General features: G+C 64.8%; 11 protein-coding genes. 6 read left to right on the forward strand and 5 right to left on the reverse strand.

Annotated features, from left to right (window positions below):
* Together RT028_RS01810 and RT028_RS01815 are read left to right on the forward strand one after the other, a co-directional pair.
* The coding region (locus tag RT028_RS01810; RefSeq protein WP_409567130.1) for a TonB-dependent siderophore receptor at positions 1 to 2,407 on the forward strand (2,407 nt) is incomplete at its 5' end.
* Positions 2,408 to 2,500: 93 nt separating this feature from the next.
* The gene (locus tag RT028_RS01815; RefSeq protein ID WP_312931790.1) at positions 2,501 to 2,866 is read left to right on the forward strand and encodes a hypothetical protein; all 366 of its coding nucleotides are present in this window, start codon (positions 2,501 to 2,503) and stop codon (positions 2,864 to 2,866) included.
* Here RT028_RS01815 and RT028_RS01820 read toward each other — a convergent pair.
* Positions 2,852 to 4,105: an arsenic transporter gene (locus RT028_RS01820; RefSeq protein WP_312931792.1), complete on the reverse strand. Its 1,254-nt coding sequence runs from the start codon at positions 4,103 to 4,105 to the stop codon at positions 2,852 to 2,854. The two genes, RT028_RS01815 and RT028_RS01820, sit on opposite strands and share 15 nt — an antisense overlap.
* A 336-nt stretch (positions 4,106 to 4,441) precedes the next feature.
* On the opposite strand from RT028_RS01820, the gene RT028_RS01825 reads away from it, so the two are divergent.
* From RT028_RS01825 to RT028_RS01835, 3 genes are all read left to right on the forward strand, one after another.
* Complete coding sequence (locus tag RT028_RS01825) at positions 4,442 to 4,975, forward strand: DUF3455 domain-containing protein (protein ID WP_312931794.1); 534 nt, start codon at positions 4,442 to 4,444, stop codon at positions 4,973 to 4,975.
* Positions 4,976 to 5,166: 191 nt separating this feature from the next.
* A complete protein-coding gene (locus tag RT028_RS01830) occupies positions 5,167 to 5,715 on the forward strand; it encodes a sigma-70 family RNA polymerase sigma factor (RefSeq protein ID WP_312931796.1) in 549 nt (182 codons plus the stop codon).
* Positions 5,712 to 6,416 (forward strand): anti-sigma factor domain-containing protein, encoded by a 705-nt coding sequence (locus RT028_RS01835; protein WP_312931798.1) that lies wholly within the window; start codon positions 5,712 to 5,714, stop codon positions 6,414 to 6,416. Before RT028_RS01830 ends, RT028_RS01835 begins: the two co-directional genes overlap by 4 nt.
* 342 nt (positions 6,417 to 6,758) lie before the next feature.
* Here the strand turns inward: RT028_RS01835 and RT028_RS01840 are convergent, their stop codons facing one another.
* From RT028_RS01840 to RT028_RS01850, 3 genes are all read right to left on the reverse strand, one after another.
* A complete protein-coding gene (locus RT028_RS01840) occupies positions 6,759 to 7,973 on the reverse strand; it encodes an aldose 1-epimerase family protein (RefSeq protein ID WP_312931800.1) in 1,215 nt (404 codons plus the stop codon).
* 203 nt (positions 7,974 to 8,176) lie between these two features.
* Positions 8,177 to 8,692, reverse strand: a complete 516-nt coding sequence (locus RT028_RS01845; protein ID WP_312931802.1) for a hypothetical protein — start codon at positions 8,690 to 8,692, stop codon at positions 8,177 to 8,179.
* 164 nt (positions 8,693 to 8,856) lie between these two features.
* Complete coding sequence (locus tag RT028_RS01850; RefSeq protein WP_312931804.1) at positions 8,857 to 9,672, reverse strand: helix-turn-helix domain-containing protein; 816 nt, start codon at positions 9,670 to 9,672, stop codon at positions 8,857 to 8,859.
* A 103-nt stretch (positions 9,673 to 9,775) separates the two neighbouring features.
* Here RT028_RS01850 and RT028_RS01855 point away from each other — a divergent pair, with 103 nt between their 5' ends.
* Positions 9,776 to 10,090 (forward strand): DUF2834 domain-containing protein, encoded by a 315-nt coding sequence (locus tag RT028_RS01855; protein WP_312931805.1) that lies wholly within the window; start codon positions 9,776 to 9,778, stop codon positions 10,088 to 10,090.
* 312 nt (positions 10,091 to 10,402) lie between these two features.
* Here RT028_RS01855 and RT028_RS01860 read toward each other — a convergent pair whose 3' ends face one another.
* Positions 10,403 to 13,000, reverse strand: a complete 2,598-nt coding sequence (locus RT028_RS01860; RefSeq protein WP_312931807.1) for an ATP-binding protein — start codon at positions 12,998 to 13,000, stop codon at positions 10,403 to 10,405.
* Between the last annotated feature and the right edge of the window lie 89 nt (positions 13,001 to 13,089).

A 13,089-nucleotide genomic window follows, 5' to 3' on the forward strand; every position in this document is an offset into this window, starting at 1 on the left:
GGCCGCCCACCTGCGCCGCGCCCTGCTCTGTTCCACCCTGCTCGGCCTGAGCCACGTGCTGCCCGCCCAGGCGGCGTCTGACAGCCCGCGCGCCTACCACATCGATGCAGGCGACCTGGGCCCGGCGCTCACCCGTTTTGCTGCCCAGGCAGGCGTGGTGCTGTCGTTCGACCCCGCACTCACCCGGGGCCAGCGCACGGCCGGGCTGGACGGCAGCTATACCGCCGACCAGGGGCTGCAGCAGTTGCTCAGCAGCGCCGGCCTGCAGGCCCTGCGCGAAAGCGACGGGCGCTACAGCATCAGCGCCGCCGCACACACCGCCGACGCTGGCATGCTGGAGCTGGGGACCACCGAGATCGTCTCCAACCAGCTGGGCAGCATCACCGAAGGCAGCGGCTCGTACACGCCAGGCTCCATCGCCACCGCCACGCGCCTGGTGCTCACGCCCCGCGAAACGCCGCAGTCGATCACCGTGATGACCCGTCAGCACCTCAACGACTTCAACCTCAACAACGTCGACGACGTGATGCGCCACACCCCTGGCATCACCGTCTCGGCCTACGACAGCGACCGCACCAACTACTACGCGCGCGGTTTTTCGATCAACAATTTCCAGTACGACGGCATCCCGTCGACGGCGCGCAACGTCGGCTATTCGGCCGGCAACACCCTCAGCGACATGGCCATCTACGACCGCGTCGAGGTGCTCAAGGGTGCTACCGGGCTGCTCACCGGGGCCGGCTCATTGGGCGCAACCATCAACCTGGTGCGTAAGAAACCCACGGCCGATTTCCAGGGTCACGTCAGCCTGGGCGCAGGTTCCTGGGACAAGTACCGCAGCGAGCTGGACCTCAGCGGCCCGCTGAACGAGGCAGGCACGGTGCGTGGCCGCGCCGTGGCAGCCTATGAAGACAAGCGCTCGTTCATGGACCGCTACAGCCGCAAGACCCCGGTCTACTACGGCATCCTCGAATTCGACCTGACCCCCGATACGCTGCTGACCGTCGGTGGCGATTATCAGGACAGCCTGCCCAAGGCCTCGAGCTGGTCGGGCAGCTTTCCGCTGATCGACTCCGAGGGCAATCACAACAAGGTGTCGCGCTCGTTCAACAACGCGGCCAACTGGAGCGCCTGGGAGCAGTACACGCGCACCGTGTTCGCCATGCTCGAACACGATTTCGGCAACGGCTGGGTGAGCAAGCTGCAGCTCGATCAAAAGATCAACGGCTACCATGCCGCCATGGGCTCGATCCAGGGCGCCACCCCCAACCCCGACGGCACCTCGAAGATCACCGCCGGCAAGTACACCGGCGACACCGTCAGCGACTCGGCCGACCTGTACGTCAGCGGCCCGTTCGAGCTGTTCGGCCGCGAGCACGAGCTGGTGCTCGGCGGCTCCATCGCCAACGCCCACTGGAAAGGCAAGGGCTGGTGGAACTACACCACCTATGGGCCCAACGTGGTCGACTTCAACCACTGGGACGGCAAGCAGCGCGAGCCGAACTGGGGCGAGCAAACGCAGTTTCTCGACGACACCGTGCGCCAGACCGGCAGCTACATGACCACCCGCCTGAACATGACCGATGACCTCAAGGTGATCCTCGGCGCACGCGTGGTGAATTACCAACTGACCGGCAACACGCCCACCTACCGCGAAACCGGCCGTGTGGTGCCGTACGTTGGCGCGATCTATGACCTGAACGACACCTACTCGTTGTACGCCAGCTACACCGATATCTTCATGCCCCAGGAAAACTACAACCGCGACCGCGACGACAAGCTGCTCGACCCGGACGAAGGCCAGAACTACGAGGTGGGCCTGAAGGCCGAGTTCTTCGAAGGCCGGCTCAATGCCAGCGCGGCGTATTTCGAGATCCACGAAGACAACCGCTCCGTGCCGGACGATGAGTACAACAACCGCGATCCGCAACCGGGCAACTACGCCTTCAAAGGCACCCCGGCGGTGACCAAGGGCTATGAGATCGAGACGTCGGGCGAACTGGCCCCCGGCTGGCAGCTGCAGGCGGGCTACACCCACAAGATCGTGCGCGACCATAACCAGGACAAGATCTCGACCTTCGAGCCGGAACATCAAGTCACGTTCAACACCACCTACACGCTGCGCGGCGCCTTCGACAAGCTGACTATCGGCGGCGGTGCACGCTGGCAGAGCCGCGCCTGGCAAGCGATCTGGAATGGCCCGCGCGATCACTATGAAGACTTCGAGCAGAAGCCGTACTGGCTGGTCGATGCCATGGCGCGCTACCAGTTCAACGAGCACCTGTCGGCCACGCTCAACGCCAACAACCTGCTGGACACCCGCTACTACACCAACCTGGGTTTCTATACGGCAGGCGCCTACGGCGAGCCGCGCAACTATATGCTGACCACGCGCTGGGATTTCTAGCCGCCGCGCGATGCGCATATCAATGCATCGGCCAGACAGGTAGAGTACCGCCCCCTGGAAATGGATCCGGGGGGTTTCAGCATGGAGTTACACGTGAATTTCTTTTCCAAAGCAGTGGCCGCGAGCCTGTTTACCCTGACCCTGGCAGGCTGCACCGGCGTACCGATGACCACTCCGCACTATGACAGCAGCGAGTACACCGTACTCGGTCGTGGTGAAGGCTCTGCCACCGGCCTGATGGTCATCGGCTTCATCCCTGTCCAACAGAACAACCGCTTCGTGCGCGCGCAGAATGCGGCGATCAAATCCAAGGGCGGCGATGCGCTGATCAACACCCAGGTCCAGGAAAAATGGTTCTGGGCCTACGTGCTGAACGGCTACACCACCACCGTTACCGGTGATGTGATCAAGCTGAAGAACCCGCCTGCACCGCTGGCCCCTGCTTCAAAGGTGAAGTAAGGCCAACGCGGCAACCAGCGCCGGCGGCATCACCCGCATGCCCAGGCGCAGGAAGTCCCAAGCCCCGACGTGTTCGCCCTCGCGGCGAATCGCGACCAGCCACAGCAAGGTCGCGAGCGATCCGGTGATCGACAGGTTGGGGCCCAGGTCCACGCCGACCAACAGGGCCGCTGTGGTCTGCGCTGGCAGTTCGGCCAACTGGCCCATCGACCCTGCGATCAGGCCGGTCGGCAGGTTGTTCATCAGGTTGCCGGCAATGGCCGACAACACTCCCGCCGCCCAGCTGGCCTGCACCGGCGAGTGCTGCGCCAACCCTTGCAACGCCAGCGCCAGGCGCTCGATCACCCCCGTCTGCGCCACGGCCTCCACCAGTACGAACAGCCCTGCGACCAACGGCAACACCCCCCAGGCGACCTGCTTGAGCACCGGCATGGGCGAACGACGCTGCATCAGGTGAATCAGCCCCGCCGTCGCAACGCCCGCGCAGAACGTCGGCAAGCCCAGCTCCCAGCCCATCGCCGAGGCCGCCACCAGAATCACCGCCGTCACAGCAATGCCCCACGCACACAACCGCCCGCCGCTGGACAACGGCTGCAGCGCGGCGGTGGTCACCAGCGGCTGGGCGATCTGCTTGCGCACGGCCAGGCGCAGCGTCACGTAGGTCAGCGCAATGGCCGCCAGCGACGGCAGGCCGAACAGGCGCAGCCAGTCGAGCAGCGGCGGCATCTGGCTGCCGAAGACCACGAGGTTTGCCGGGTTGGAGATCGGCAATACGAAGCTCGCGGCATTGGCAATGAATGCGCAGATGAAAAGGTAGGGCAGCGCCTGTGCTTTGGCCGCCTTGCAGGCGGCGTACACCGCCGGAGTGAGGACCACCGCCGTGGCGTCGTTGGAGAGAAACACCGTGACCAGCGTGCCGACCAGAAACACCAGGTCAAACAGCCGCTGCCCCGAGCCTTTGGCGTGCTGCACGGCATACATCGCCAGCCAGTCGAACAGGCCTTGCTGGCGAGACAGTTCGGCCAGCACCATCATGCCGATCAGGAACAGATAGACATCACGTCCTTGCGCCACCGCGCCCAGCGCCGCCTTGAGCGGAATCAGGCCGAACAGCGTCAGCAGCACGGCGCCGGTGACGGCCCAGATCCATTCCGGAACGCGCCAGGGGCGCAGGATGACCGCTGCGGTGGCCACGGCGGCCAGGGTCCAGATGGCAATGGAGGGGTTGAATACGGGCATGGGCAAGGCTCGGGAGGAAAGGCCAATGAGAGGTCACGCGCACAACGCTGGCGCAGGATAGCCGAGGGCGCAACTGGCCGCCGTGCACGTTGCTGGGTGAGACACGGGCACGGCGGGCAATGCTGCGTGGTGACGCAAATTTCATGCGCCGCGCAAGGCCGGCGGGCCTCGATGGCGCATGGGTCGATGAACAGACACGCCACGGCTTGCGGATTTATTTTCCAACGGCTGCATCCAGATTCGATCCTGGCGGGTAGTACGTGCAGGCAGCGAATGACTGCCCGGACCCCAAGCACTGGCAGACGCGCTGCCAGTCGACCTTTCAGGAGATTGACCATGACCTTCAAACCCGCCTCTACCCTGCTCGCCTGCGGCCTGATGCTGGGCCTGTCGCTACCAGCTGCGCACGCTGCCATGGCGACGCCGGATGCGGTCAAGGTGCCTGCCGGCAATGCGATCGTGCTGAAGACCACTGGCGTCGGCGAGATCACCTACGAGTGCCGCGACAAGGCTAGTGCCCCTGGCCAGACCGAGTGGTTCTTCGTCGGCCCCAAAGCCGAACTCAAGGACCGCAGCGGCACCGTGGTCGGTGACTACTTCGGCCCGCCTGCTACCTGGAAAGGCAAGGACGGTTCGAGCGTCACCGGCACGCAACTGGCCATCGCGCCGGCTGGCAAAGGCGACATTCCCTATCAGCTGGTCAAGGCCAACCCTGCTGAAGGCGAAGGTGCAATGAAGGGAGTGACGTACATCCAGCGCCTGGCCACCCAGGGTGGCGTGGCACCGTCCAGCACGTGCGGCACGCAGAACAAAGGTGAGCAGCAGGTGGTGAAGTATCAGGCCGACTACATTTTCTGGGCAGCCAAGTGATCGAGGTCGTGAACGCAGTGGGGTGAAGCTCGGCCGTCGCGCGGCGGCCATCGCTCGGGTCATCGGCGTTTGCACCCGGGGGCGGCTGAACCTGCTCCACGCAAGGCCGCCAGGCATCGTTGCCTGGCTGGTCTACGCTGACCCACAGCCCCGACCGGGACCTTGCCCAGCCCCAACCCACTGAGCGTACCTTGACCGAACCCGCCGACCCTTTCGATTTCCAGCGCTGCCTGCACGCCTGTGCGAGCGGCGATCGACGTGCCCTGCACGCCCTCTATGACCACGAAGGCGCGCGCCTGCTCGGCGTTGCCCGGCGCATCACCCGCGATACCGCCAGTGCCGAAGACGTGCTGCACGATGGCTTCGTGCGCATCTGGACCCGGGCCGGCAGTTTCGATGCCGCGCGCGGCTCGGCGCGTGGCTGGATCTACAGCATCATCCGTCACCTGGCCCTGAACCAAGTGCGCGACGGCCAGCGCGACCTGCCGCTGGATGAAGAGCAGCTCAGCGCCTTGCTGGCAACCGCCGATTACGCGCAAGCGCTCGAGGCTCACGCGGCCTCGGCACGCCTCTACCACTGCCTGGATGCACTGGAACCGGCTCGCCGCGCCTGCGTGCTGCATGCCTATGTCGAAGGCTGCAGCCATGGACAGATCGCCCAGTTGCTCGGCGCTCCGCTGGGCACCGTCAAAGCCTGGATCAAACGCAGCCTGGCTGCCTTGCGCGAGTGCATGGGATGAACAGTGAAGTGGGCGACGAACGCCCGGACGACATCGAACAACTGGCCGGCGAGTACGTGCTGGGCACCTTGACGAGCGCAGAGCGCGCCTACGTCGCCAATCGCCTGGACCACGACCCGGCCCTGCGAGCGGCGGTCGAGGCCTGGCAAACCCGGTTGCAGCCGCTCGATGCACTGGCCAGGCCAGTCACACCGAGTGCGCCCTTGTGGGGCCGCATCACCCGCAGCCTGAATGCGCTGACCCCGGTGGCCGCCGCCACACGCTGGTGGCAACGTGTGCTGTTCTGGCAAGGCCTGGCTGGCGCCGGTGTGTTTACCAGCGCATTGCTTGCCGTCTTGCTGTGGTTCGCAGCCCCTGCCCCCACCACCTATGTCGTGGTGCTCGCCGCACCTGGCGATCAGGCGGCTGGCTGGGTGGTGCAGGCCAGCAACACCCAGTCGCTGCAACTGATCCCCTTGGGCACGGTGCAGGTGCCCAGTGGCAAGGTGCTGCAGTTCTGGACCAAGGCCGATCAGTGGAACGCGCCGGTCTCACTGGGCCTGGTCAGGCCCGGCGAACGGGCGCAGGTGCCTGTCGAGCAACTGCCGCCGCTCGAGCCGAATCAGCTGTTCGAGCTGACCCTGGAGCAAGCCGGAGGCTCGCCCACTGGCCGGCCGACCGGTCCGATTCAGTTCATCGGCCGGGCGGTGAAGGTGATCTGAGGGCGGACGGCGAGGGGCTGAGCGGGGATGCCGTCACGCCCCCTTCCCCCCGGCGAGCCGTCCATCCTACTGGCTGTGGTCGCGATACAGCGCGTGCACGGCGTCCTGCTGGGAGGAAGCGGACGGCGGGAGGTAGGACGTCTGTATCTTCCTGATAGCGGGGCGCGGATAAGCATTGATCGCATTTATAAGCAGGCAAGCCTGCTTTGCCCTGCAGTTCGCGCCGACGCGGCCAGTCTCCCGCCGCCGTTATCGTGCCCAGGCCGTCCAGTTGCGCGTGCTCCCCACTGGCTGGCCCTCGCCTACCCTGTGCTCAAGGTCGTTCACCCAGCACCCGCGACGTCATTCCTTCGTCAGATCAACCAGCGGCGTCTGCCGCACCTCGGTCTCACGCCCAGCCTGAATCGCGTCTATCTGCTTCACGGCCTGGTCGACCGCTGTTTTATCAGCCAGCAGGCTGTAGCGGATGCGGAACTGTTTTTGCCCTTTTGGTTCGAGGGTTGGCACCAGGTTCAGCGGGCGCTGGTAACGGCGGTTATAGGAAAAGCTGGTGCCCGGCTCCAGCCCGGTGACATAACCCTGGCCCTGGGTATCGGTGTTCTTCCACAGTGAAAACACGGGCAGTGTCTGCGTGTTGAACCCCACCGCCACCCCCAGGCTACCCGCCGCGTTATGCAGCACGGTCAGGGTGTCGCCATTGGCATCGGCATAGGGCACCACGTTGTATACCGTTTCGTCATAGTCCCGGGTGGGTGCGCGGTAGGTCTGCCAGTCAGGCAGGTCGGCCTTGGCCTTGTCATTGAACGGTGAGACCTGTTTGACCGGGGCGACGAAACGCGCGCCCTGCTCCAGGAACGGCGTACTGAAGTTGCTGTGGTACAGGGCCTGGTATTCCTTCGGATAATCACCGTTGTTGGTCAAGGTGTCGCTGATTGCGAACGTCACGCTGCCGGGGTCGGTGATCACTTGCGTGGCGACCGAGAAGTCGACTTTCTTGAAGGCCTGTTCCTTGAGTTCGCCACGCAAGGTGATGGCGTAGGGCGGTGTTTCATCGATGTGCAGGGTCACTTTACTGGCCGGGGTATTGGCCGCCCGACCGTGCAGGGTGAGCAGTTCGCCATTGTCGATACCCGGGTGCCCTACCCATTCGAAGCCGCAGCGGGCCACCAGCTCGTTGAAACCTTCCAGCCAGCCCAGGCCATTGCGGCCATTGAGCTCGATGAAGGCCGGATTGACCACGTCCTTGACCGGCGAGTCCCAGCCCATGCGCACATCGCCCACGGAGGCCTGCAGGATGTTCATGCCGCGTGTGGGCACTACGGACAGTTTCATCGCGCCATTGTCGATGTCGACGACGCTGACCCCTTCCTGGCGCCCACCATGCAGCGTGCGCAGGGTGACACTGAAAGGCTTGGCGGTCTTGACCCCGAGCTGCTCGCTGGTGATTTGCCAGTTCTGGGCAGGTTTGTCGGTATCGAGCAGTACGTAGTCCCAGGCCATGGCGTGGGAGGCAGCCGACAGGGCGCCTAGGGTGATGAAGAGTTTGAGCGGGGTCATGGCAGTCGCCTTTCTTGGAGTTGTGCCTTTTTATAAACTCGAAGAAACGTTTCAGCAAGCCTGTACCTGCGAATGAGCCGGGCCAATCGATCGGTCTCGAACGCGGCGGCCGGGCCGCCCAGCGCGGCGATCCTGCCGTCAGGGCGAGCGCCCCAGGCGCACGCCCGCCAGCAGCAGTAAACGCCAGGCGCCGCCAGACTCGCTCAACCCGCCCCGAACAGCACGATGAGCGACATCACCAACCCGCCTATCGCCATGAACGATGAGGCAATCGTGGCCAGGACACACGCAAGCAGCGTCAACACCGGCACATGCGGGGCAACCTCCAGTTCATAGTTCGCCCTGATCGTTTCGGGGTTCAGGCAGGTCACCTGGAGTTCGCCAGGTGCCACGCACTGGAACTCACCCAGTGGCAACGCCTGTTTGCCGGACATGTCGGTGCGCTGAACGCGAAACAGCGATCGTCCATAGGATCGGTATTCCAGCGAGGTGCCGTCCGAGGTGCGCGTGACCGAAAACCTGGCAGAAAAATGAGCGACGCCGGAGATGAACGTCATCGGCGGGATCAGCACACTGATCACATAACGGCCTGGCTGCGGCAGGTCCAGGGTGAAAGGGGTCGCGCTGGCCGGAAAGCGAACCCGTATGGCGGGAAAGATCATCCGCTTGCACCGGGCGATGCAGCGGATCAACAGGTAGATGCCGGCAATCATCAGCAACGGGAACAGGACCTGCAACAGCGGATTCGAGAGGTTCACCTGGGTTCTCTGGCAGTAAGGATTCGAAGGCAGTTCGGGTCGACCTGCGCAACGACCCTACCGCCGCCTGGCAGCCCAGCGCAAGAGCCGCTGCCTGGCCGTCTGCGCCGGCTCGGGTGCGGCACCTACCCTGTAGCCTGCCACTGTTCGTACGCTGCCCTCATCCGCGCCTGAGTCTGCGCATCGGCCGGCACCAGGTGCTCGATGCGCAGCGACGCTACCGTGATATCTGCTGGCATGCCGAACGTGGTGAAGGTGGACAGAAAGCTCAACTCACCCTCTGCGGTGTCAACGCGCGTCAGCGCCACCGGGCTGGCGGGGGCAGCGGGCAACGCGATCGTCGGTGCCGTGATCCCGCGCAGACGCTGGGCCAATGCACGATTGCTCGCAGCTTCCCTACAGGCCCGCTGCCAGGTCAGGGCACGCACATCCTGTGCATTGGCCAGGCGATCCCCCAGCCCGCCGGGGCGCAGCAGCGTGTCCAACAGGTTCAAGCCTGGCGGCAGGTCGGCAGGCAGACCCGCCATCCTTAGCAGCAGCCCGGTGCTGGTATTGGCCGCGATGATGTCCCACTGGCTATCGATGACGATGGCAGCCGCGGGGTTATTGGCCTGCAGGATCTGCTCGAGGGCGGCGTGGATCACGGCCATGTCGGGTGCCTCAAGGGGCGTCGCCGCATAGCGCGGGGCGTAACCGGCGGCCAGGAACACGGCGTTGCAGTGCTCCAGCGGTATATCCAGTGCCGACAGCAGCGCATGCAAGGTACTGGGGCTGGCCTTGGCGCGTCCTGTTTCGACACAACTGAGGTGACGCTGCGAAACTCCGGCACTGAGCGCCAGATCGAGCTGGCTCATGCCCGCCTGTAGCCGCCAGTGGCGAACCTGCTGACCGGCGGCACCGGTGGGTTCGACATGGCTGGGGTTCAACCGGTGATGGCGCATCCTTGGCACTTCCCTGACAGTGGATCTCGATGACCTCACAGGTCATTGAGTGCCCGCCACCCTACCACTACCGTGCCTGGGAAACCCTACCGAGGACACGCAGATGAAACTTCGCTGTATCGCACTGGTGGCGCTGGTGCTTTTTTCGCTCTACACCGGCTGGACGATGCTGATCGCTGAACAGTCGTTACTGGCCTTTGGCATGACGCTGATCGCCAGCCCGGACACTGCGCAGGTGGTCATCGACCTGTATCTCATGGCGGCGCTGGCGGCGCTCTGGATGGTGAGAAGCAACCAGCGACGGGGCAAGCCATGGGTCGCAGTGCTGCCCTATCTGGCCCTGACCGCAGTATTCGTGTCTGTCGGGCCGCTGCTGTATCTGATGGTCAATGGAGTGGATGAGGGGCGTGAGCTGTGACAGCTGCCCAAGCGGGTACCGCTCGTTGAGGCTTCAGGCCACTGCAAAAAACGCAGGCAAAGAAAAGCCCGCTGGGGGATGCGGGCCAAGTGTTTCACGGATGTGGCTCTACCTTCCCAAACCGCCGGTGAAAATGTCGTGAAGAGAATGTCGACAAGCCGTGATGTTTGATGGGTATTGCCTGGAAGGCACTCATCCACCCTATCGGGCAATGCCCTTGGATCGATACCTGGCCTGCCGGGTCGTGAACACACGTTGGGGAGCCATGAAAATCAACCGTGACTCAACCCTTCGAAACGCCCCCGTGACCCTTCACCTGCCCACCTCGCGCTCGCGTCGCTCACCGCACAGTTGCGACAGGCTCGCCGCCAGCTCGTTCTTGCGAAACGGCTTGGTCAGGCGCGGCAGGTCGGCATCGAGCCCCTCGCGCTCGGCATAGCCGGACACCAGCAGGATCGCCGTGCCTGGCCTGGAGGTCCGCACCACCCTGGCCAGGTCGGTGCCGTTGATCCCCGGCATGAGGTGGTCGGTGATGAGCAGGTCGAACGGCTCGCCGGCGGCCACCAATTGCAAGGCTTCCTCGCCCGAGGTCGCTTCGACCACGCGGTAGCCCAGCTCAGCGAGCATGTACGAGGTGCTGGCGCGGACCACCTCCTCATCATCGACCAGGAGCGCGATCCCGCAGGTGACGGGCGCCTCCACCGCATCGACGATACGCAATGGCGCCACCGGTCTGGTCGGGCTGCGCGGCAACCACAACTCCACGTTGGTGCCCAGGCCAGGCGAGCTTTGCAGCGTGAGTGCGCCGTTGAGCTGCGAGGCCAGGCCATGCACCATCGACAGGCCCAGCCCGGTGCCCTTGCCGATGCCCTTGGTGGAAAAGAAAGGCTCCACAGCGCGCGCCAGCGTCGCCGCGTCCATGCCGGTGCCGGTATCTGCCACCGACAAACACAGGTATTCACCGCTCGGCAGTTTCGACCGGTGCCCCTGCCCGGCCACTTCCAGACTGGCGGAAATGCGCATGGTGCCGCCTTCGAGCATCGCGTCACGGGCGTTCACAGACAGGTTGAGCAAGGCCATTTCCAATTGGTTCTGATCAGCGATGGCCGCGGGCAGGTGCGTGGGCGCATCGACCACCACCTTGATTTGCGGGCCCGTGGTGCTGGCCACCAGATCGGCCATGTCGCTCACCAGCCGTGCCACGTCCACCGGCGCCGTTTGCAAGGGTTGTCGCCGCGCGAAGGCCAGCAGGCGCTGGACGAGGGTCTTGGCCCGCTCTGCCGACTGCATGGCGCCGGCGATCAGTCGCTGCTCGCGCTCACCGCCCACGCCGCGGCGCTGAAGCATGTCGAGGGTGCCGACGATAGGGGTCAGCAGATTGTTGAAGTCATGCGCCACGCCACCGGTGAGCTGGCCCATGGCTTCCATCTTCTGGCTCTGGCGCAACGCCTTCTGCGCGTCTTCACGCTCGGCGATGGCTTGCGCAATACGCCCTTCGAGGGTGGCATTGAGCTCACGCAGCTTTTCTTCAGCGGCTTTGCGCGCGCTGATTTCGACCGCCGTGCCCGCCACGCGCAGGCAGTGGCCGGCGCTGTCGAACACGCCTCGCCCCTTGGCCGCCACCCAGCGCACGATGCCGTCTTCACGGCCAATGGTGCGGTAGTCCACCTCATACAGCGCGCGGCGTTCGGGGTCGATGGCGGCCGCAAAGGCGTCGATCGTGTGCCCGCGGTCGTCTGGGTGCAGCCCGTCGTAGAAGTCCTGCAGGGTGACCGCTACATGCGCCGAGATACCGAACATCGCCTTGGTCTGCGACGGCCAGACCAGGGTGTTCTGCACGAAATCCACGTCCCAGAAACCCACATCGGCATGGTCGACGGCAAGCCGCAGCCTGCCCTCGCTGGCACGGATCGCCAGGTCCGATCGCGCACGCTGCACCACCAGCGCAACCGTCTGCACCACGAAGTCGGTGATCTCGGTATCGGCAGACAACGGCTCGCGGACTTCAGGGTGATACAACAGCAACGCACCGAGCAGGTCGGCCTGCGCCGAATGAATCGCGATCGACCCGCAGATGCGCAGACCCTGACGCTCGGCCAGCGCCCGCAAGTCCGCCCAGCCCGCGGCGCTGGGGATGTCGAGCATGGCCTGTGCGAGGCTCTGCGGGCAGACGGCAAGGCCCGTGACGGCCTCACGGTAGACATCGGGAAGCGCCGGGCCCACGCAGTGCTCGACCTTTTCCCGAGCAGCGTCAAGGAGGAGGATGCCGCTGACGAACGCAGACGGCGACAGCCCCTGGATTTCGCCCACGATCGCATTCAGCGTCACGTCCAGCGGCCGTTCCTGGACGGCCAGTGCGAGGATGCGGTTCTGGGTTGCACCTACCGCTGCCACGCGATTGCGTGCCTGGGTGAGGCGAGCGTTCTCGATGGCGATGGTGGCCACACGAGCCAGGCTTTCCAGCTGTTTGATGGTATCGGGGTCGTGTTCGCCGACCTCCGCCCAGTAGGCGCCCAAGGCAGCAAACGCCTTGGGCCTGCCGATGGGCGCCAGCACCAGGCTGCGAACGAACGTCGAGGCATAGGCGCCCCGCGGAAGGCGGGGGTCGAGCCGTACGTCAGCGACTGAAACCGTTTCACCGTGGTGCATGGCCCAGCCTGAAATGCAGTGCTCTGCGGGAAAACTCTGGCCCTGCCACAGGGGCGAGACCGCGTCTTCGGCCACATAGGCGCAGGCGCCTTGCTGCTCGATGATCACCGCGATCCCATCAGCGCCGACCGCCCTGCGCGCCAGGTCGCGCAAGACCCCGATGACTTCGTCTATCGACATGGCAGCGGCCAACCGCTCGCTGGCTTCCAGCACATGAGAGAGGCGGTCGGCAGCGGTGGCGTGCGTAGAAACGTTGAGCAAGGTATCTCCCAACCGCCCTGCATTCGGATGCTGCGGCCAGTCAAATGAAAATGCGGAAAGAGGCGTTGCAGCCCGACACCAGTGCTTAG

The sequence above is a fragment of the Pseudomonas sp. genome (assembly GCF_032058845.1).
Taxonomy (GTDB): domain Bacteria; phylum Pseudomonadota; class Gammaproteobacteria; order Pseudomonadales; family Pseudomonadaceae; genus Aquipseudomonas.

What these genes read in the sequence shown, in the direction of transcription:
- RT028_RS01820 (WP_312931792.1), bottom strand. Translation starts at nt 4,105, where the DNA reads ATGCCCGTATTCAACCCCTCCATTGCCATCTGGACCCTGGCCGCCGTG.
- RT028_RS01825 (WP_312931794.1), top strand. Translation starts at nt 4,442, where the DNA reads ATGACCTTCAAACCCGCCTCTACCCTGCTCGCCTGCGGCCTGATGCTG.
- RT028_RS01835 (WP_312931798.1), top strand. Translation starts at nt 5,712, where the DNA reads ATGAACAGTGAAGTGGGCGACGAACGCCCGGACGACATCGAACAACTG.
- RT028_RS01840 (WP_312931800.1), bottom strand. Translation starts at nt 7,973, where the DNA reads ATGACCCCGCTCAAACTCTTCATCACCCTAGGCGCCCTGTCGGCTGCC.
- RT028_RS01850 (WP_312931804.1), bottom strand. Translation starts at nt 9,672, where the DNA reads ATGCGCCATCACCGGTTGAACCCCAGCCATGTCGAACCCACCGGTGCC.
- RT028_RS01855 (WP_312931805.1), top strand. Translation starts at nt 9,776, where the DNA reads ATGAAACTTCGCTGTATCGCACTGGTGGCGCTGGTGCTTTTTTCGCTC.